Source organism: Streptomyces sp. NPDC053665 (genome assembly GCF_055585285.1).
Window position 1 is genome coordinate 354,278 of record NZ_JBVJKK010000005.1, and the last position, 18,983, is coordinate 373,260.

Here is an 18,983-nt window from a genome sequence, read left to right on the forward strand (position 1 = left end):
GGTTCCTTTTTCCGGCATTCTGGACAGATTCAATGCTGTCGCCCGTATGCCCTGCCAAGGAGACCGCGTGACCGATCGCTCCGCTCCCGACCTGTCGTCCCGCGACCCCTACTGGTGGCGGCAGGCCGTCGTCTACCAGGTCTATCCGCGCAGCTTCGCCGACGCCGACGGTGACGGACTCGGCGACCTGCGCGGCATCACCCACCGCCTCGGGCATCTCGCCGCGCTGGGCGTGGACGCCCTGTGGCTGAGCCCGTTCTACCCGTCCGAACTCGCCGACGGCGGCTACGACGTCGCCGACCCGCGGGACGTCGACCCGCGCCTGGGCACCCTGGACGACTTCGACACGCTGGTGGCCGAGGCGCACCGGCTCGGCCTGAAGGTCATCGTCGACATCGTCCCCAACCACTCCTCCCACCAGCACGTGTGGTTCCAGGAGGCCCTGCACGCCGGGCCGGGCTCCCCGGCCCGCGACCGGTACGTCTTCCGCGACGGCCGCGGCGAGCACGGCGAACTGCCGCCCACCGACTGGCAGTCGGTCTTCGGCGGCAGCGCCTGGAAGCGGGTGCCCGACGGGCAGTGGTACCTGCACCTGTTCGCCCCCGAACAGCCCGACCTCAACTGGGACAACCCCGAGGTCCGCGCCGACTGCCGCACCACCCTGCGCTTCTGGTCCGACCGCGGGGTCGACGGGTTCCGCATCGACGTCGCCCACGCCCTCGTCAAGGACCTCGCCGAACCGCTGCGCGACCTCGGCCGGCCGGAGCTGAGCCGCGAGGAGGCCCTCACCGCGCTGCCGCCCGGCACGCACCCCTTCTACGACCGCGACGAGGTGCACGAGATCTACCGCGACTGGCGCAAGATCTTCGACTCCTACCGGCCGCCCCGGATGGCCGTCGCGGAGGCGTGGGTGCCCGGAGCACGCCGTGCGCTGTACGCCCGCCCGGACGAGCTGGGCCAGGCGTTCAACTTCGAGTACCTCCAGGCGAACTGGGACGCCGAGGAACTGAGGCGGGTCATCACCGACTCCCTCGACACCGCCCGGGCGGCCGGTGCCTCGGCCACGTGGGTGCTGTCCAACCACGACGTCGTCCGGCACGCCTCGCGCCTGACGCTGCCGCCGGACACCGACCTCAACGCCTGGCTGCTCTCCGGCGGCCACGCACCGGCCGTCGACCGGGAGGCCGGGCTGCGCCGGGCCCGGGCGGCCACGCTGCTGATGCTGGCGCTGCCCGGGTCGGCGTACCTCTACCAGGGCGAGGAGCTCGGGCTGCCCGAGGTCGCGGACCTGCCCACCGAGGTGCTCCAGGACCCGATCTGGGAGCAGACGGGCCACGTCCGCAAAGGCCGTGACGGATGCCGGGTGCCGCTGCCGTGGACGACGACCGGGCCGTCGTACGGCTTCGGGCCGGCCGGGGCGTGGCTGCCGCAGCCGGGTGTCTTCGGGGAGCTCGCCGTCGAGGCGCAGGACGGGGTCGAGGGGTCGACGCTGGAGCTGTACCGGACGGCGCTGAAGTTGCGGCGGAAGCTGCTGGAGGGGGAGGAGCTGACGTGGGCTGCGGACGCGCCGGAGGGGGTGTTGCAGTTCGACCGCTGCGAGGGGTGGCGGTGTGTGGCGAACCTGTCCGGGGAGGTGGTGCCGTTGCCGGCCGGTGAGGTGCTGCTGAGCAGCGGGCCGCTGGAGGAGGGGCGGTTGGGGCCGGACACGGTGGTGTGGCTGGGCCGCTGAGCGCTTCGCGGGGTGGGGGTGAGGTCGGTGGTGGTGTCCGTCGTGCCTTGGCCGCGGCGCCGTGGGGGTGTTTCCGCAGTTCCCCGCGCCCCTGAAGGGGGTGGGGGTGGCTGTTGGACCTCGGGTGCGGCGCCGTGGGGGCGTTTGCGCAGTTCCCCGCGCCCCTGAGGTCTTCGCGCCCCTGTTGGGTGTCGCGGGGTCAGTAGCGGACGGCGCGGGCTACGGCTGTGGTGATCTTTCCGGTCAGGTCGTGGGTGCTGCGGGCGGTGGCCGTGGCGGACTCGCCGGGCTGGACGTGGTCCACCGTCACGATGACCGTGTCCTTCACACGGCCCCCGCCGTCCGTGAAGTTGATCTGGACGGCGTAGGAGCGGGCGCTGTCGTCCGTGTTGGTGACCGTCACCTCGGCGCGGGCGCGGCCGCCTTGGGTGACGGACGGGGCGGCGACCTTCACGTCGCCCTTGGCGTCGACGCCGTCCTGGATGTCGTCGAGGCGGCGTCCGGCCTCCGCCGTCGCCGACTCCACCGCCTCGGTGGCCTGCGAGGCGATCGAACCGACCGCGGACTCGGCCTCGCGTGCGGTGTCCGCGGGACTGTCGCCGCTGCATCCGGTGAGCGCGGCGGCGGCCAGGCCGAGGGCCAGCACCGCCCCCGTCGTCGCCCGGCGCATCCGGTGGCGGGCAGCCATGTCCGTCCTCCCTGGGGTGCGGGGGCGCCGCCGGGAGACCTCCTGGCCTCCCGGCCTCACGACATCACGTACGTCCGGAGCCGCCGCCGCCGAAGGATCCGCTGGACCCGGGCGACCAGCGGCGGGGGTTCTGGTCCTTGCCGGTCCTGGTGCTCGCGCGGTGCAGTTCGTGCGGCATGATCCGCTGCCCGTCGCGCGTCACGACCGGCATGTCGTCGGGTTCCCGCATCTCCCGCGTCTCGCGGACCGGCCCGGTGTCGGGGAGGTGCGGCTGTTCGTCGGGGGCGGGGTGGTGGGTGTCCTTGTCCATCACCCGCATCCCGACCCGGACGGCCCAGATCAGTGCGCAGGCCACGATCAGACCGGCGACGAAGGCGATGGTCACGGCGACCGCGTGATCCGACGACGCCGCCAGCGAGTCATACGCTGCCGTATTCATGCTCCGATTATCACCGACGATCTGTGATAAAGCGCCCGGAATGTTCTGGTTCACCGCGGTGCCCCGTTCGGATCGTCCCAGGAGGCGCGGGGGCGGCGCGGGTGGCAGATTGCGGCCAGAGGAAGACCGGGCCGGGCCGTCGCGTCCCCGCGTGTGCCGCTCGGGAGCCCGGCCCGGCCTTCCCGCCGACCTGACGTGCCGGGCGGCCCGTTCCCCTTCGCCGGGAGCGGGCCGCCGCCGTTCGGCCCCGGCCGCGGGTTTGCGGAACCTTTACCCGGGGGCAGGGCGTTGGAGGAGTGCGCGCGCTGAGCGGGTGCGCCAGGTGATGCTGACGAAGACCGAGGTGGCGGCAATGGCAGTGTGGGACCGGCTCAAGGACCAGGCGAAGGCCCTTCAGCAGGGGCAGGCCGGGCGCGGTGCGGCGCCCGGAGGGCACGGCGGAGGGCACAGTGGCGGCGCGCGGTCCGGGGGCGGCGGCAAGGCGCAGCTGATCGGCCTGTTCAAGTCGCAGCTCGGCTCGCTGAAGAACGAGCTGAAGAGCGGCGCGTACCGGGACGCGAGCATGGCGATGTGCGCCCTGGTCGCGGCGGCGGACGGGCAGGTGGACCCGTCGGAGCGGCAGCAGGTGGAGTCGATGATCCTCGGCAACGAGGTGCTGCAGAACTTCCCGCCGGAGCAGCTGAGGCAGCGGTTCAACAAGCACGTCGACCAGCTGACCATGAACTTCCAGCACGGCAAGGCCGAGGCGATGCAGGAGATCGCCAAGGCCGCGAAGAAGCCCACCGAGGCCCGGGCCGTGGTGCAGACCGGCATGGTCGTCGCCGGTGCGGACGGGCACTTCTCCCAGGCCGAGGCGTCGGTCCTGCGCGAGGCCTGTGCGGCGCTGGGCTTGTCCCCGGCCGAGTTCCAGCTCTGACCTTCCGGCAGGTCGGGTGCGGCGGACCGGCTCAGGGGGCGCGCAGGGCGTCGACGGCGAGCCGGGCCGCCGTGCCGATCACGGCGTCGGCGGCGGGCAGAGAGGGGGTCACCGGCGGCGGATCGGCCGGCCCGATCGTCCGCGGCCTGCTCACCGCGGCGCCGGACGACTCGCAGTGATCCGCCCGCCTGCCGGCCGGTGCCCGGAACCGGCCCGGTGGTGCCCCCGAGTGAGGACAATCGCCGTATGACCGTCCACCCCTCCCCCTCGCCCCGTCGCGCCTTCCTGGCCGCAGCGGCCCTGCTGCCGCTCGCCGGGTGCGGCGGTGGCGAGGAGCGGACCCCGGCCCGGCCGGACCCCTCCGCCCCGGCCGGCCGCAGCGCCCCCGCGCCGGGCCGCCCCCCGGTCCGCCGGCTGCACCTGGCCGGGCTGGAGCGGGAGTACGGTGCCCGCGTCGGGGTCTGGGCCCTGGCGACCGGCACCGGCGAGAGCGCCGTCCACCGGGCCGGTGAACGCTTCGCGTTCTGCTCGACCTTCAAGGCCCTGGCCGCGGCGGCGGTCCTGCACCACCGCACCCTGCACGGCCTGGACCGGCGCGTCACCTACACCCGGGCCGACCTGCGCTCCACCACGCCCGTCACCGGCCGGCACGTCGATGCGGGCATGACCCTCCGCCAACTGTGCGACGCCGCCGTCCGCTTCAGCGACGGCACGGCCGGGAACCTGCTGATGCGCGAGATCGGCGGCCCGGCCGCGCTCACCGCCTACCTGCGCAGGCTCGGCGACTCCGTCAGCCGCATGGACCACTACGAGCCGGACCTGCACGACGTGCCCCCCGGCGACCCCGGCGACACCACCACCCCGCAGGCGATCGGCACCGACTTCCGGCACCTCCTGCTCGGCACCGCCCTGCCCGCCCGGGAGCGCGCCCTGCTCCAGGACTGGCTCTCGCGCAGCGCCACCGACGTCGGCGCCCGACGCATCCGCGCCGGGCTGCCCGCCGGCTGGAAGGCCGCCGACAAGACCGGCACGGGCGACTGGGGCCGCGCCAACGACGTGGCCGTCCTGTACCCGCCGCGCGCCGAACCGCTCGTCCTGGCCGTGCTGACCGACCGCCCGGGCCGCGACGCCGAGCCCTCGGACGCCCTGATCGCCGAGGCCACCCGCAGGACCCTCGCCGCCCTGGGGCACCGACCGCCGCCGGGGGCTATAACGGGGCCATGATCTATCACGTCGTACCGCACGCCGTCTGGAACACCGACCCCGGACGGCCGTACGCCCCGGCCTCCCTCGCCGACGAGGGCTTCGTGCACTGCTCCCCGGACGAGCCGACGACGCTGGCCGTGGTCAACGCCTTCTACCGGGACGCGCCCCGGCCGCTGCTGGTGCTCGCCCTGGACGAGACGCGGCTGAGCGCGCGGGTGGAGCGGGAGGCCGCCGCACCCGCCCCACCGCCCGGGGTCGCCGGGGACATCCTGTTCCCGCACGTCTTCGGCCCGCTCGACCGGGCGGCGGTCGACCACGTCCTCGAAGTGCGGTGGGACGACCAGGGACGGGCGGTGGGGCTCGGTACGGCAGGGTGACCGGGTGACCCCCCGCCGGAGGGCCGCCGTGGGCGACCTGCTGCCGCCGTCAGCGGCCCGTCGTGCGCTCCCCGTCGATGCCCCGGCGCTCCGGTGACGGGACGGGCCGGACCGTCGTGGGGGTGGCGGACGGGGCGCGGGACGGGTCCGCGGGGGTCGGCGGCTCCCCGCGGTCGTGGACGGCGGGACGGGACGGCACGCGCGATGCGGCCGGAGCGCGGGACTCGGCGGGCGCGTCCGAGGTGCGGGGAGCGCGGGACGGGGCGGGAGCCGGCGTCGCCGAGGGGCCGGGGGGTGCCGTGGCGGGGTCGGGCGGCGCCATGGGGATCGTCGCCGGGGCGGCGGGGGCGTCGGGCGCCGCGAGGCGCACCGGCAGGGCGACCAGCGCGGCCACCGCGCAGCACACCCCCGCACCCGCCGCCGCGCGCAGCAGGCGCCGGCGGGCCGCCCTGCGCCGGACCGCGGTGAACCGGCCGGCGGGCGCGCCCAGGTAGTCGGGCGAGGAGGGGCGCAGCAGCACCGCGAGGGGATCGTCGGAGCCGCACCGCCCGTCGTCCGGATCGCCGTCAAACCGTGTGGTCAAGGCTCCTCCTCAGATGGACGCGCAGCAGTTCGCGGGCCGCGTGCAGATCGGCCTTGACGGTCCCTTCCTTGCGTCCGGTCAGCACGGACACCTCCCGGATCGGCATGTCAGCGTAGTAGTGCAGCAGGATCGGCACGCGCAGCCGTTCGGGAAGCGACTGCACCAGCATCCGCACCGACGGATCGGCCTGCTCGGCGTGGGGGCGTACGGCGGCCTCCGAGGTGACGCGGTGCAGGGCCCGGCGTTCGCGTTCCAGCTTGCGCCAGTGGTCGCGGACGAGGTTGGCGGCGGTGACGTAGAGGAAGCCGCGGGGCTCCTCCACCTTCGTCCAGCGCGCCCACAGCCGGGTGAAGGCCTCCGAGGCGATCTCGTGGGCCGTCTCGTCGTCGTCGACGAGCCGGCGGCACCAGCCGGCCAGGCGCGGGTAGAGGGCGGCGAACAGGTCGGACGCCGCCGTCTCACGGGACCGTTTCAACGCTCTCCCGGGGTGGGGGGCTCGGTGCCGCTCAGCGCCGCGAACACGATCACGTTGTCGGCGTAGCCGTCACCGGTACGCGCGCCGCCGCACGTGATCAGCCGCAGCTCGGGGCGGTCCACGTCGCCGTAGACGTCGTCGGCCGGGAACGCGTCCTTGGGGACGGTCCGGACCGCCGTGACGGCGAACCACGCCGCCGTGCCGTTCTCCAGGCGAGCCACGATCCGCTCGCCCCGGCGCAGCCGGTCCAGGTGCCGGAAGACGCCGTCGCCGTACGGGCCGACCGTGACGTGCCCGAGGATCACCGACGGACCGGTGCTGCCCGGGGTGGGGGAGTGCCGGTACCAGCCCGCGCGGTCGTGGGCCGTCACCGGCGGCACCTCCACGGTGCCGTCCGCCGCCAGGCCCAGCCGGAGCAGCGGGGTGTCGACCCCGATCGCCGGGATCAGCAGCCGGACCGGCACCGACCGGGCGAGAGCCCGCCGGCGCCCGGCCGGCACCGGCGCGGACCCGCCGCGCCCCCGTGAGCCGGCCCCACCGGCGTCCGCCGGCCGGGACGCGCCGGCCCCCGGCCCGCCGCACGCCGTCAGCAGCGCCACCGCGGCAGCGGTCGTGAACGCGCGCCTGGAGAACGCGGTCATGCCCCGCTCGCCCGGCGACGCCGTACGACGACGACCGTGCCGCCGCCGAGGGCGAGCACCGCGGCCGCACCGGCGCCGACCGCCGTGCCGCCGCTCGCCGTGCCCGCGTCCGCCGTCACCCCGGTGTCGGGCGCGCCGCTCGGCACGACGGTCACCTGCCGGTCGGCCGGGGCCCGGGTCGGCGCGGGCCGCGCCGGGGCGGGACGGGCCGACTCCGGGTGGGCGGACTCCGGGCGGGCCGGCTCCGGGCGGGCCGTCGGCGCGGCGGTCTCGGCGGGCCGTTCCGACGCGGGCACCGGGGTGGGCGTGGTCCCGCCACCGGCGAACGCGGGCCCCGACCCCACCACGACGGCGGTGCCGGCGAGGGCCAGCAGGCTGAGAACAGTTCGGCGCATGGAATCGCACTCCTTCGTCGGAAACGGATCGTGCGCAGAGACGAGGCACCGAGGAGTGGGGTTGTAAAGAAACGGCAAAGCCGCCCGCGGGGGGCGGGCGGCTCGCGGGTGGTGCCGACGGCTCAGCGCGGGGTCGTGCCGAGGAGGTCGTGCCTCTCGTTCACGCCGTTGCGGAGTTCGGTGAGGGTCGTGCCCGTGGGGGCCTTGCTCGGGGTGACGGGCGGCGGCTGGGTCTCGTCCGCGCAGGTCGTGCCGCGGGGCGGGACGGTGCCGTCGACGAGGTAGCCCGTCACGGCGTCCGTGGCGCAGGCGCTGCGGCCGAACGCGGTGTGCCCCTCGGCCCGGAACGTCAGCAGCCGGCCGTTGTCGAGCTGCCGGGACAGGGCCACGGCGTCCTGGTACGGGGTGTCCGGGTCACCGGTGGTGCCGAGGACCAGCAGGGGCGCCGACCCCTCGGCCCGGAAGGACCCGGCGTAGCGGCTGGGCTTGTCGCCGGTCCACTGGGCGCACGTGGTGGCGTGCTGGTGGTCGTAGAGCGGCGGGCCGTAGGCGAGGGCCGGGCCCAGCAGCGGGGCCGCCTCGGCGTTGCGGGTGACCTGCCGCTTCAGCCGGGCCGGGCTGCGCGGGTAGTCCTTGTCGACGCACTCGACCGCGATGTTCGGGTTGAGGAAGTCGTAGCTGGCCGGGGACGGCGGCCGCAGCAGGAACGACGTGGTGTCCCGCTGCTGGGCCTTGCGCAGCGCCTCGCCGAGGGAGGGCCAGATGACCTTGCCCTCGTTGATGTTGAACATCAGGCGGTAGACGACGGTGTAGCCGTTGGCCTGGCCGCCGTTGGCGGTCGGCACGGGGTTCGCGTCGAGGTCGGCCTTGAGCTTCTCGAACGCGGCCCGCGGGTCGCCGTCGCCGAAGCCGCAGGTGGCCTGGTCGGTGCGGCACCAGTCGAGGAAGCGGCCCATCGCGCCGTCCAGGGCCAGGTACTGGGGGCGGTCGTAGGCGTAGGGCCGGTGCGCGTAGTGCCGCGGGTCGTAGGCGCCGTCGAGCACCAGGGCGCGGACCCGCTCGGGGAACATCGCCGCGTAGACGGTGCCGATGTAGCTGCCGAACGAGCGCCCGTAGTAGGTGAGTTGCTCCTCGCCCAGGGCCTGGCGCAGCAGGTCGATGTCGCGGGCGACGTACCCGGTGCCGATGTACGGCCGCAGGTCGCCCGCCCGGTCCTGGCAGGCCCGGTCGAACGCGGCGCCCTGGCGCACGGCCTCCTCGTAGGCGTCCGGTCCGGGCGCGCCCTTGGCGGCCCTGATGGCGGCGGTGTACGTCGCGTCGTCCCAGCACTCCACCTGCGCACTGCGGGCGACGCCCCGTACGTCGTACCCGAAGACGTCGAAGGAGTCCTTCAACCGGCCCGGCAGGTCGGCGTAGTTGTTGCGGACGAAGTCGACGCCCGAGTTGCCCGGCCCTCCCGGCTGGAGGAACAGGGTGCCCTTCTTCAGGCCCTGGTCGGGGGCCTTCTTGCGGATCACCGCGAGGGTGAGCTTCCTGCCCTGCGGATCCCGGTAGTCCAGGGGCACTTCGGCGTTCGCGCACTCGAAGCCGCCCTGGCAGTCGGACCAGGTCAGGTTCGGTACGGCGGGCTGCGCCGGTGCCGGGTCCGGCTGAGCGGCCGTCGCCTGGACCCCGCTCCCGGCGACGACGAAGGCGGCCGCGGCGGCCAGGGCGATCCTGAGGCGCGGGACGCGTCTGCGTCCCCCGGGGCCGAAGCGGCCCGTCATGTGGTCGTGTGTGGTCACTCTTCCTGTTCCCCCTCGGACGGACGCGCCTGCGGGCACGTCCGGATGCCGACGTGTTTCCGCCGCATGTCTAGCCCAATCCGAGACGGACCGCGACCGGATCCGGCGACTCCTGTGCGCTATCTGCACAGCACCTGACCGGAGTTGAGCCGCCGGTCACCCGCGGAGGGACGAACTCCGGCCGCCGAAGCGGTCGGTGGCCTCCAGCACGGCCCGGGTCGTGCCGCCGCCGGACAGGCCGTGCCCCTCGCCGCCGATCAGCACCAGCTCGGCGTCCGGCCAGACCTGCGCCAGCCGCCAGGCGACGTCGGCCGGCCCGCTGATGTCCAGCCGGCCGTGGATCAGCACACCGGGGATGCCGGCGAGCCTCCCCGCGTCGCGCAGGAGCACTCCGTCGTCCAGGAACGCGGCGTGCCGCCAGTAGTGCGTGACGAGCCGGGCGAAGCGCATCCGGAAACGCGGGTCCTCGAAGCGGGGGTCGGGCCGGTGCCCGGGGTCGGTGGACACGTGCACGTCCTCCCACCGGCACCACTCCCGCGCGGCCCGTTCCCGTACGACGGGGTCGGGGTCGGCGAGCATCCGGGCGTAGGCGTCCACCAGGCTGCCGTCGCGCTCCGCCGCGGGGACGGCGTCCCGGAACCGGGCCCACTCGGCGGGGAAGATCCGCCCCATGTCCCGTGTCACCCACTCCACTTCACGGCGGGTGGTGTTCGTGACGCTGAACAGCACCATCTCGGAGACGGCGCCCGGGTGCCGCTGGGCGTAGGCGAGGGCGAGGGTCACGCCCCAGGAGCCGCCGAGGACGAGCCAGGTGTCGATGCCGAGGTGACGGCGCAGCCGCTCGATGTCGGCGACGAGGTGGGGCGTGGTGTTGGTGGCGAGCGAGGTCGCCGGGTCGGCGGCGTCGGGGGTGCTGCGGCCGCAGCCGCGCTGGTCGAACAGCACGATCCGGTACGTCCGCGGGTCGAACAGCCGGCGCCAGAGCGGCCCCGCCCCCGACCCGGGCCCGCCGTGCAGCACCAGGGCGGGCTTGCCCGCCGGGTTGCCGCACGTCTCCCAGTGGACGAGGTTGCCGTCGCCGACGTCGAGCATGCCCTGCTCGTACGGCTCGACGAGAGGATGGAGCTCCCCGCTCACGCCTTCCCCCTCCGCCCGACCGCAGATCTGACAGCGCTGTTAGATTAACAGCATGACCGGTCACCCCGGCCCCTCCGCCGTCGGCACGCTGCTGCGCCATGTCCTGGAACTGCTCGACGGCGGCGTGGCCGAGGTCTACGCGGAGCAGGGCGTTCCCGAGTACCGCCCTCGCTTCTCCCCGGCGGTCCGGGCCCTGGTGAGCGAAGGCCCCCTGTCCGTGGGGGACTTGGCGGGAGCGATGGGCGTCACGCACTCGGCGGCGAGCCAGACGGCCGCGCAGATGGCCCGGGCGGGCCTGGTCACCCACACCCCGGACCCCTCCGACGCGCGCCGCCGGCTGGTCGTCCTCACCGCCAGGGCCCGGGAACTCCTGCCGCGGATCGAGGAGGAGTGGGAGGCGACGGCGGCGGCGATGGCGGAACTGGACGCGGAACTGTCCGTGCCGCTGGCCCGGGTGCTGACGGAGACGGTGGAGGCGGTGACCCGCCGCCCGTTCCGCGAGCGCCTCGCCTCCGCGCGGGAGCGGCGCGGGTGACCCGGCGCCTGCCGTTCGGAGCACCCCGGTGCCGCGGGGCCGGCCCCACCCACTTTTTTGTGCGTACTGGGCAGCGTGCGGCCGTCCGGGGAAGCTGGTGAGGGGCGTCCGGCGGCAGGGGCGACACGATCGGGGAAGGAGGCGGACACCGCTCAGGCAACCGGCCGGCCGGAGCCGGTGAGCCGCTCCAGGCGGCGGTGGCCCCAGTCGGCCAACGGGGCCAGCGCCTCGGAGAGTTCACGGCCGAACCCGGTCAGGGAGTAGACGGTCTTCGGCGGCAGCACGTCGTACACCTGCCGGTGCACCAGCCCGTCCGCCTCCATCTCCCGCAGCGCCTCGGTCAGCACCTTCTCGGTGAGCCCGGGCAGCTTCCGGCGCAGTTCCGCGGGCCGGTGCGGGCCCGACTCCAGCAGCCACAGCAGGGCCGTCTTCCACTTGCCGTCGATCACCCCGATCGCGGCGGTCACTCCGCACACGTCCGTGTCCTGGCGTCGTCGCGTCATCCGGACCCCGTCTCCCGTTCGTTCCGTTCCGTGATTCCCGAGGAGTTCCTCCGTGTCCACGTACAGCACGTCCGCCTCCCCCGCGCATTCCGGCGCCCGGCCCGATGCCCCCGCCGCCGTCACGGTCCTCGGTCTCGGGCCGATGGGCCGGGCCCTGGCCGGGGCGTTCCTGGCCGCGGGTCTGCGCACCACGGTCTGGAACCGCACCCCGGGCCGGGACAAGGACCTCGTCGAGCGGGGCGCGCAGGGTGCCGCGTCGGTGGCGGAGGCGGTGGCGGCCAGTGCCGTGACCATCGTCTGCGTGGTGAACTACGACGCCGCCGACGCCGTCCTGCGCCAGGCCGGGGCCGCCGCCGCGCTCCGGGGCCGTACGGTCGTGAACCTGACCGCCGACACCCCGGCCCGGGCCCGCGACACCGCCGCCTGGGCCGCCGCCCACGGCATCCGCTACCTCGACGGCGCGATCATGACGCCGACCGACACCATCGGCACGGCCGACGCGGTCCTGCTGTACAGCGGACCGTCGGACCTCTACGAGGAAACGGCCCCCGTGCGGCGGGCGCTGGGCGGCAGCCACACGCATCTCGGTGAGGACGTGGGCCGGGCCGCCGCCTACGACATCGCCCTGCTGGACATCTTCTGGACGGCGATGGCGGGGTACGCGCACGCGGTGGCGGTGGCCCGGGCGGAGGGCGTCACCGCGGGCGAACTCGCGCCGTTCGCGCAGGGGATCGGCGCGATCCTGCCGCCGGTGTTCGCGCAGACCGCCGCGGACGCCGACGCCGGCACGTACAGCGGCGAGGGCAACCCGCTGACCTCGGCCGTGTCGTCGATGGCCCACATCGTGCACGTCTCCGAGTCGCACGGCATCGACGCGGGCGTCATGCGCGCGGCCGAGGGCATGGCCCGCCGCGCGGTCGGTCTCGGCCACGGCGAGGACGGCTTCCTCCGCATCGCGGAGGTCATCGGCCGCCGATGACGGCGGAGCCGCCTTCCCCTCTGTGAACGCCGGGCGGCACACCCGGACCCGGACCCGGACCCGGCCCACGGTCGAGGGTGCCCCGGCAGGGGTCCGGCGGCCTGCCCCCGGGCCCCGGTCGGCATGCGGCGGCTCGGCCTGGCGGCTGATCCGCGTCACGCGCGAGCCGCCCGGGCAGCCCGGGTGGTTCACCGGCCCAGAGCCGGTGTCAGCGGCGGCGGCGGCGGGAGGGGCCGCCGCGGCGGGGGCCCTGGCCGGAGCCCGTGCGGGCGGGGCGGTTCTCGGCGGGCGGCGGGGTGAGGACGACCGGCACGCCGGACGGCTCCCGCGCGCCGGTGATGCGGCTGAGCTCGGCCTCGTCCGGACGGACCCGCGTGACCTGCGGGGCGATGCCCGCGTCGGCCATCAGCCGGTTCATCTCGCGCCGCTGGTGCGGCAGGACCAGCGTCACGACCGTGCCGGACTCACCGGCCCGGGCCGTGCGGCCGCCCCGGTGCAGGTAGTCCTTGTGGTCACCGGGCGGGTCGACGTTGACGACCAGGTCGAGGTTGTCGACGTGGATGCCGCGCGCCGCCACGTTGGTCGCCACCAGGACCGTGACGTGCCCGTCCTTGAAGCGCTCCAGGGTCTTGGTGCGCTGGGACTGGGTCTTGCCGCCGTGCAGCGCCGAGGCCCGCACACCGACCGCCAGCAGCTTCTTCGCCAGCCGGTCGGCGGCGTGCTTGGTGTCCAGGAACATGATCACCCGGCCGTCGCGGGCGGCGATCCGGGTCGTCGTGGCGTGCTTGTCGTCGTCCTCCACGTGCAGCAGGTGGTGCTCCATCGTGCTGACCGCGCCGGCGGACGGGTCGACCGAGTGCACCACCGGGTCGTGCAGGTAGGTCCGGACCAGCTTGTCGACGTTGCGGTCCAGCGTGGCCGAGAACAGCATCCGCTGGCCCCCGGGGCGCACCTGGTCCAGCAGCGCGGTGACCTGCGGCATGAAGCCCATGTCGGTCATCTGGTCGGCCTCGTCCAGGACGGTCGTGCCGACCTGGTCCAGCCGGCAGTCGCCCCGGTCCAGGAGGTCCTTCAGGCGACCGGGCGTGGCGACGACGACCTCGGCGCCGGAGCGCAGGGCGTGCGCCTGCCGGCCGATCGACAGACCGCCGACCACCGTGGCGAGCCGCAGGCGCAGCGCGCGGGCGAACGGGGTGAGGGCGTCGGTGACCTGCTGGGCCAGTTCGCGCGTGGGCACCAGGACGAGCGCCAGCGGCTGGCGCGGCTCGGCGCGACGGCCGTCGAGCCGGGCCAGCAGGGCCAGGCCGAAGGCCAGCGTCTTGCCGGAGCCGGTGCGGCCGCGGCCCAGGACGTCCCGGCCGGCCAGCGAGTTCGGCAGGGTCGCCGCCTGGATGGGGAACGGCTCGGTCATGCCCTCGGCGGCCAGTGCGGTGAGCAGCGGCGCGGGCAGGTCGAGGTCGGCGAACGCCTCGACGGCCGGGAGCGCCGGGGTGACGGTGACGGGCGGGGCGAACTCCCGGCCGGCGGCCGGGCGGCGGCCACCGCCGCCGCCGGAGCGGGGCGCGGGGGCGCGGCCGGTGTTCTTGCGGGTGCGGTGCCCGTGGTCCCGGGAGCGGGAGGGGTTGTTCCTGCGAGCGGTGCGGTCCATGGAAGGCCTTCCTCGATGCGGCACGTATCGGGGAATGCGCGACGGCGCCTGAGGGCCGCGGATTCGCAAGAGCGAGCCGGAACGGACGGAAAAGAACCGGGGCCCGCACCGCAGGGGTGCGGGCCCCGGTCAGGGCATGCGCGTCAGCGTCAGGCGGGAACGATGTTCTCGGCCTGCGGGCCCTTCTGGCCCTGCGTGACGTCGAAGGTCACCTTCTGGCCTTCCTGGAGCTCACGGAAGCCCGAGGTGGCGATGTTCGAGTAGTGGGCGAAGACGTCGGGGCCGCCACCCTCCTGCTCGATGAAGCCGAAGCCCTTTTCCGAGTTGAACCACTTCACGGTGCCGGTAGCCATAGGAATCTCCCTTGAGGGGCAGTACTCAGATCCGCACCTCGCGGACCCGTAGTCGCCGAAATGATCACCCTGTGGAGAGATCCGAAAATCCTCGGAAACAAAAAGAGTGCTCGTCGACGGAGGTCGAAAGAGCACTCGAAGTCTCTGGGAACCAAAACTGCAACGCCATCGAAGGTAGCACAGGCGTCGGCACATGGCCCGGGTTTGTCGTACCCGAGGCTGATCCGCAGCCCCGCCCCTACTGCGTTTCGAGTACCGCGGATTGTCGGCAGCCGCACGACGACGGGACGGCGGGCGAGCGGACAGGCTGGGCGGACGATCGACACCGGATGTGGAGACCTTCTGCCGTGGCTGAATTCCTGTATCGCGTGGGCCGTCTGGCCTTCCGGCGACGCTGGTCCGTCGTCCTGGTCTGGGCGGCCGTCCTGGCCGCCGTCGGACTGGGCGCCCTGAAGGCGCCGGGACCCGCCGAGGAGGAGTTCTCGATGCCCGGCATCGAGTCCCAGCAGGCCTACGACCTGCTCGAGGAGCGCTTCCCGGGCACGACGGCCGACGGCGCGACCGCCCGGGTGGTGTTCATCGCCCCGGGCGGGGAGAAGGTGACCGCCGCCGAGCACCGGCAGGCCGTCGAGAAGGCCGTACGGGATCTCGGCGACGGCGCCCAGGTCGCGAGCGCCGTCGACCCGTTCCGGGCGAAGACGGTCAGCCGGGACGGCTCGACCGCCTTCGCGACCGTCACCTACGAGGTCGGGGCGGGGAACCTCACCGACGCCAGCCGCGCCCACCTGGAACGGGCCGTCGAGCGGGCCCGGGACTCGGGGCTGACCGTGGAGGCCGGCGGCGACGCGCTCGCCACCGAGGGCGGGCCGGGCGGCTCCGCCGAGGTGATCGGCGTCGCCATCGCCGCCGTCGTGCTCCTCGTCACCTTCGGCTCCCTGGCCGCCGCCGGGCTGCCGCTGCTGACCGCCGTCGCCGGTGTCGGCGTCAGCATGGCCACGATCCTCGCCCTGTCCGATGCCCTGGGTCTGTCCACCACGACCGGGACCCTGGCGATGATGCTGGGGCTGGCCGTCGGCATCGACTACGCCCTGTTCGTCGTCTCCCGCTACCGCGAGGAACGTGCCCGGGGGCGCGCCCCGCAGGAGGCCGCCGCGACCGCCGTCGGAACGGCCGGCTCCGCCGTGGTGTTCGCCGGTCTGACCGTCGTCATCGCCCTGGCCGGGCTGGCGGTGGTCGGCATCCCGATGCTCACCAGGATGGGACTGGCCGCCGCGGGCGCGGTCGTCGTCGGCGTGCTGGTCGCCCTGACCCTCGTCCCGGCGTTCCTCGGCCTGTGGCCCGACGCCGTGCTGAGCAGGCGCTCCCGCCGCGGCGGCCGCACCGGGCAGGACGGCCGGGCGAACGGCGGCACCCGCTGGGCCTCCCTGGTGCTGCGCCGGCCGATACCCGTGCTGCTCCTCGGCGTCGTGGGCCTCGGCGCGCTCGCCCTGCCCGCGGCCGATCTGCAGCTGGGCATGCCCGGCGACGAGGCCAAGCCCACCTCGGCCACCGAACGACGGGCCTACGACGCGCTCGCCGAGGGCTTCGGGCCGGGCTTCAACGGGCCGCTGACCGTCGTCGTGGACGCCCGGGACGCCGCCGACCCCCAGGGCGCCGCCGCCAGGGTCGCCCGGGAGATCGGCTCCACCGAGGGCGTGGTGACCGTCTCGCCGGCCCGGTTCGACCGGAGCGGGGACACCGCCGTCCTGTCGGTCGTGCCCGCCACCGCGCCCACCGACCCGAGGACCGAGGACCTGGTGACGACGATCCGGGACGAGCGCCCCGGCATCGAGTCCGCCACCGGCGCGAGCTACGAGATCACCGGCACCACCGCCATGAACATCGACATCGCGGCGAAGGTGCAGGCCGCGCTGGTGCCGTACCTGGTGGTCGTGGTCGGTCTGGCCATCGTGCTGCTGATGGTGGTCTTCCGGTCCCTGCTCGTCCCGCTGAAGGCGGCGGTGGGCTTCCTGCTGTCGGTGCTGGCCTCCCTCGGCGCGGTCGTCGTGGTGTTCCAGCAGGGGCACGGCGCCGGACTCCTCGGCGTGGAGCAGACCGGCCCGATCATGAGCCTGATGCCGATCTTCCTGGTGGGCATCGTCTTCGGCCTGGCGATGGACTACGAGGTGTTCCTCGTCTCCCGGATGCGGGAGGCGTACGTGCACGGCGCCTCGCCCGGCCGGGCCGTCACGACCGGCTTCCGGCACAGCGCCCGGGTGGTCGTGGCCGCGGCCCTCATCATGATCGCGGTGTTCGCCGGGTTCGTCGGCGAGAGCGACTCCATGATCAAGATGATCGGTTTCGGGCTCGCCTCGGCCGTCCTCTTCGACGCCTTCGTGGTCCGCATGGCGATCGTGCCGGCCGTCCTGGCCCTGCTCGGCGACAGGGCGTGGTGGCTGCCGGCGTGGCTGGACCGGATCCTGCCCCGCGTCGACGTGGAGGGCGAGGCGCTCGGCCGGGCGCCCGCCGGACCGGCCGCGGACAGCGCGCCGGAACCGGAGCCGGCCCGCACCTGAGGCGGACCGGCCGCTCCTCGGCCCTGCCCGGGCCGCCCGTGGCGAAGGACACGGGCGGTCACCGGGCGGGCGCGCCCGCGGGCGGCCACGATGGTCGTCGGCCCACCCACCCGGAGAACCCCATGATCCTCACCCCGGAGCGGCGCTACGCGGATCGCCTCGGCGAGTTCACCGACCGCCACGCCTTCCTCGTCGACCTGACGACGGTGCTCGCGCTGATGGGCTGCGCCGCGTACGGCGGCTCGCTCACCCTGCCGGGCACGAACCCGCCGGACCGGGACGAGGCCGCCACCGTCCTCATGGTCGTCTCCTGCCTCGCCCTGCTGAAGCACCGCGCCTACCCGCGCACCGGCGTCGTCGTCACCACGCTGTGCACGGTCGTCGCGGTCGCCTTCGGCTACCTGATCACCCCGCTGCTGCTGGCGCCGGTCATGGCGGCGCTGTACTGGCTGGCCGCCTCCACCGATGCGCGGACCACGCGCGCGTACGGCGTCACCACCCTCGTCGCGGTGATCGTGGCCGCCGTGTTCGCCGACTCCATGAACCACCTGTCGCTGCTGCTGCGGACCATCGGCCCGTTCTTCTGGCTGATGCTGCCCCTCGCCGCCGGGCAGGGCACCCAGGCGCGGCGCGCCCACCTCGCGTCCGTGCAGGCCCGGGCCGAGCACGCCGAGCGCACCCGGGAGGAGGAGGCCCGGCTGCGGGTCACCGAGGAGCGGGTGCGCATCGCCCGGGAGCTGCACGACGTCGTCGCCCACCACATGGCCCTGGCCAACGCCCAGGCCGGCACCGCCGCACACCTGGCCCGCACCCACCCCGAGCAGACCCGCAAGATCCTCACCGACCTGACCGGTACGACGTCCTCCGCGCTGCGGGAGCTGAAGGCGGCCCTCGGCCTGCTGCGCGACGACGGCGAGACGTCCGGCCCGGCGGGCCTCGAACCGTCGCCGGGTCTGTCCCGGCTGCCCGAGCTGGTCTCCGCGTTCGGGTCGGCGGGCCTGCGCGTCACGGTCACCACCGACGGCGAGCCGCAGCCGCTGTCCCCGGGCGTGGACCTGACGGCGTACCGGATCGTGCAGGAGGCGCTCACCAACGTCAGCAAGCACGCCGCGGACGACGACGCCCACGTCCGCCTCGCCTACACCGGCTCCCGCCTGCTGATCACCGTCACCAACGAGGGCGCCGGGAGGCCGGAGGCCACGGGGCGCGGCTTCGGCCTGGTGGGGATGCGCGAACGGGCCCGGTCCATCGGCGGTGAACTGTGCGCGGGGCCCCGGCCCCAGGGCGGCTTCGAGGTGGCCACCGCGCTGCCGCTGCCGCCCGCCGCCCGCCTCGTGGAAGGAACCACCCCCGCATGACCATCAGGGTGCTGCTCGCCGACGACCAGGCCCTGCTGCGGGCCACCTTCCGGATCCTCGTCGACTCCTGCCCCGACATGGAGGTGGTCGCCGAGGCCTCCGACGGGGCCGAGGCGGTCGAGCTGGCCCGGGCCCACCGCCCGGACATCGTGCTGATGGACATCCGCATGCCGGGCACCGACGGGCTGACGGCGACCTCCGTGCTGTGCGCGGACCCGGAGCTGTCCGCGACCCGCGTGCTCATCCTGACCACCTTCGAGACGGAGGACTACGTCGCCCAGGCCCTGCGCGCCGGCGCCAGCGGCTTCCTCGGCAAGGACGTCACCGCCGACACCCTGCTGAGCGGCCTGCGCACGGTCGCCTCCGGCGAGGCCCTGCTGTCACCCGGCGCGACCCGCTCCCTCATCACCCGCTTCCTCACCGCCCCCGCCCCCGGCACCCACATGGCACCCCCCGAGCGCCTCGCCGACCTCACCACGCGCGAACGGGAGGTCATGGCCCTGGCCGCGGAGGGCCGCTCCAACGCCGAGATCGCCGACGACCTGACCGTCAGCCCGCTGACCGTGCGCACCCACATCCACCGCGCCATGACCAAACTCGGCGCCCGCGACCGCGCCCAGCTGGTCGTCATCGCCTACCAGACGGGCCTGGTCCGGGCGGCACCCCCGAACTGAGCGCTGTG

Annotated in this window: 21 protein-coding genes; 9 read left to right on the plus strand and 12 right to left on the minus strand. The window is 74.6% G+C overall.

Features of this window, described 5'->3' with window-relative positions; all coding sequences use genetic code 11:
• Positions 1-46: 46 nt before the first annotated feature.
• Positions 47-1,729, plus strand: coding sequence for a glycoside hydrolase family 13 protein (locus ACZ6ZN_RS21680; RefSeq protein ID WP_469648527.1), 1,683 nt, complete (start codon positions 47-49; stop codon positions 1,727-1,729).
• Positions 1,730-1,928: 199 nt separating this feature from the next.
• Here ACZ6ZN_RS21680 and ACZ6ZN_RS21685 read toward each other — a convergent pair whose 3' ends face one another.
• Positions 1,929-2,417, minus strand: coding sequence for a hypothetical protein (locus tag ACZ6ZN_RS21685; protein WP_451875882.1), 489 nt, complete (start codon positions 2,415-2,417; stop codon positions 1,929-1,931).
• A gap of 64 nt (positions 2,418-2,481) precedes the next feature.
• The gene (locus ACZ6ZN_RS21690) at positions 2,482-2,856 is read right to left on the minus strand and encodes a DUF6479 family protein (RefSeq protein ID WP_398109073.1); all 375 of its coding nucleotides are present in this window, start codon (positions 2,854-2,856) and stop codon (positions 2,482-2,484) included.
• A 352-nt stretch (positions 2,857-3,208) separates the two neighbouring features.
• Here ACZ6ZN_RS21690 and ACZ6ZN_RS21695 point away from each other — a divergent pair, with 352 nt between their 5' ends.
• Entirely contained in the window at positions 3,209-3,772 is a 564-nt protein-coding gene (locus ACZ6ZN_RS21695; RefSeq protein WP_469648531.1) for a tellurite resistance TerB family protein, read from the plus strand.
• A 31-nt stretch (positions 3,773-3,803) separates the two neighbouring features.
• Here the strand turns inward: ACZ6ZN_RS21695 and ACZ6ZN_RS21700 are convergent, their stop codons facing one another.
• Positions 3,804-3,926 carry a hypothetical protein gene (locus tag ACZ6ZN_RS21700; protein ID WP_469648533.1) on the minus strand — a complete coding sequence of 41 codons (123 nt, stop codon included), beginning with the start codon at positions 3,924-3,926 and terminating at the stop codon, positions 3,804-3,806.
• Positions 3,927-4,018: 92 nt separating this feature from the next.
• Here ACZ6ZN_RS21700 and bla point away from each other — a divergent pair, with 92 nt between their 5' ends.
• Entirely contained in the window at positions 4,019-4,996 is a 978-nt protein-coding gene (gene bla / locus ACZ6ZN_RS21705; protein ID WP_469648534.1) for a class A beta-lactamase, read from the plus strand.
• Positions 4,993-5,355, plus strand: coding sequence for a DUF952 domain-containing protein (locus tag ACZ6ZN_RS21710; RefSeq protein WP_469648536.1), 363 nt, complete (start codon positions 4,993-4,995; stop codon positions 5,353-5,355). Before bla ends, ACZ6ZN_RS21710 begins: the two co-directional genes overlap by 4 nt.
• Positions 5,356-5,404: 49 nt before the next feature.
• Here the strand turns inward: ACZ6ZN_RS21710 and ACZ6ZN_RS21715 are convergent, their stop codons facing one another.
• From ACZ6ZN_RS21715 to pip, 6 genes are all read right to left on the minus strand, one after another.
• Complete coding sequence (locus ACZ6ZN_RS21715) at positions 5,405-5,938, minus strand: hypothetical protein (protein WP_469648538.1); 534 nt, start codon at positions 5,936-5,938, stop codon at positions 5,405-5,407.
• The gene (locus ACZ6ZN_RS21720) at positions 5,922-6,413 is read right to left on the minus strand and encodes an RNA polymerase sigma factor (protein ID WP_398109068.1); all 492 of its coding nucleotides are present in this window, start codon (positions 6,411-6,413) and stop codon (positions 5,922-5,924) included. The genes ACZ6ZN_RS21715 and ACZ6ZN_RS21720 overlap by 17 nt, the downstream gene beginning before the upstream one ends.
• Positions 6,410-7,054 carry a class F sortase gene (locus ACZ6ZN_RS21725; protein ID WP_451875876.1) on the minus strand — a complete coding sequence of 215 codons (645 nt, stop codon included), beginning with the start codon at positions 7,052-7,054 and terminating at the stop codon, positions 6,410-6,412. Before ACZ6ZN_RS21725 ends, ACZ6ZN_RS21720 begins: the two co-directional genes overlap by 4 nt.
• Entirely contained in the window at positions 7,051-7,449 is a 399-nt protein-coding gene (locus ACZ6ZN_RS21730) for a sortase-dependent protein (protein WP_469648541.1), read from the minus strand. Before ACZ6ZN_RS21730 ends, ACZ6ZN_RS21725 begins: the two co-directional genes overlap by 4 nt.
• Positions 7,450-7,571: 122 nt before the next feature.
• Entirely contained in the window at positions 7,572-9,215 is a 1,644-nt protein-coding gene (locus ACZ6ZN_RS21735; protein ID WP_469648935.1) for an alpha/beta hydrolase, read from the minus strand.
• Positions 9,216-9,389: 174 nt separating this feature from the next.
• Positions 9,390-10,370 (minus strand): prolyl aminopeptidase, encoded by a 981-nt coding sequence (pip, locus tag ACZ6ZN_RS21740; RefSeq protein WP_469648543.1) that lies wholly within the window; start codon positions 10,368-10,370, stop codon positions 9,390-9,392.
• A 52-nt stretch (positions 10,371-10,422) separates the two neighbouring features.
• Here pip and ACZ6ZN_RS21745 point away from each other — a divergent pair, with 52 nt between their 5' ends.
• Complete coding sequence (locus ACZ6ZN_RS21745) at positions 10,423-10,905, plus strand: MarR family winged helix-turn-helix transcriptional regulator (RefSeq protein ID WP_469648545.1); 483 nt, start codon at positions 10,423-10,425, stop codon at positions 10,903-10,905.
• 152 nt (positions 10,906-11,057) lie between these two features.
• Here ACZ6ZN_RS21745 and ACZ6ZN_RS21750 read toward each other — a convergent pair whose 3' ends face one another.
• The gene (locus ACZ6ZN_RS21750; RefSeq protein ID WP_451875872.1) at positions 11,058-11,408 is read right to left on the minus strand and encodes a winged helix-turn-helix transcriptional regulator; all 351 of its coding nucleotides are present in this window, start codon (positions 11,406-11,408) and stop codon (positions 11,058-11,060) included.
• 52 nt (positions 11,409-11,460) lie between these two features.
• Here ACZ6ZN_RS21750 and ACZ6ZN_RS21755 point away from each other — a divergent pair, with 52 nt between their 5' ends.
• On the plus strand, positions 11,461-12,387 hold the full coding sequence (locus ACZ6ZN_RS21755; RefSeq protein WP_398109062.1) for an imine reductase family protein: 927 nt from the start codon (positions 11,461-11,463) through the stop codon (positions 12,385-12,387).
• Between the two features lie 208 nt (positions 12,388-12,595).
• On the opposite strand, the gene ACZ6ZN_RS21760 is transcribed toward ACZ6ZN_RS21755, so the two are convergent.
• Positions 12,596-14,035, minus strand: a complete 1,440-nt coding sequence (locus ACZ6ZN_RS21760; RefSeq protein ID WP_469648548.1) for a DEAD/DEAH box helicase — start codon at positions 14,033-14,035, stop codon at positions 12,596-12,598.
• A gap of 149 nt (positions 14,036-14,184) precedes the next feature.
• Positions 14,185-14,388 carry a cold-shock protein gene (locus tag ACZ6ZN_RS21765; protein ID WP_003991681.1) on the minus strand — a complete coding sequence of 68 codons (204 nt, stop codon included), beginning with the start codon at positions 14,386-14,388 and terminating at the stop codon, positions 14,185-14,187.
• A gap of 347 nt (positions 14,389-14,735) precedes the next feature.
• Between ACZ6ZN_RS21765 and ACZ6ZN_RS21770 the strand changes: the two genes are divergently transcribed.
• The 3 genes from ACZ6ZN_RS21770 to ACZ6ZN_RS21780 all read left to right on the plus strand — a co-directional run bounded on the left by ACZ6ZN_RS21770 (position 14,736) and on the right by ACZ6ZN_RS21780 (position 18,975).
• Positions 14,736-16,943, plus strand: a complete 2,208-nt coding sequence (locus ACZ6ZN_RS21770) for an MMPL family transporter (RefSeq protein ID WP_469648550.1) — start codon at positions 14,736-14,738, stop codon at positions 16,941-16,943.
• A 122-nt stretch (positions 16,944-17,065) separates the two neighbouring features.
• Positions 17,066-18,301 carry a sensor histidine kinase gene (locus tag ACZ6ZN_RS21775; protein WP_469648553.1) on the plus strand — a complete coding sequence of 412 codons (1,236 nt, stop codon included), beginning with the start codon at positions 17,066-17,068 and terminating at the stop codon, positions 18,299-18,301.
• Positions 18,298-18,975, plus strand: a complete 678-nt coding sequence (locus ACZ6ZN_RS21780) for a response regulator transcription factor (RefSeq protein ID WP_469648555.1) — start codon at positions 18,298-18,300, stop codon at positions 18,973-18,975. Before ACZ6ZN_RS21775 ends, ACZ6ZN_RS21780 begins: the two co-directional genes overlap by 4 nt.
• Positions 18,976-18,983 lie beyond the last annotated feature (8 nt).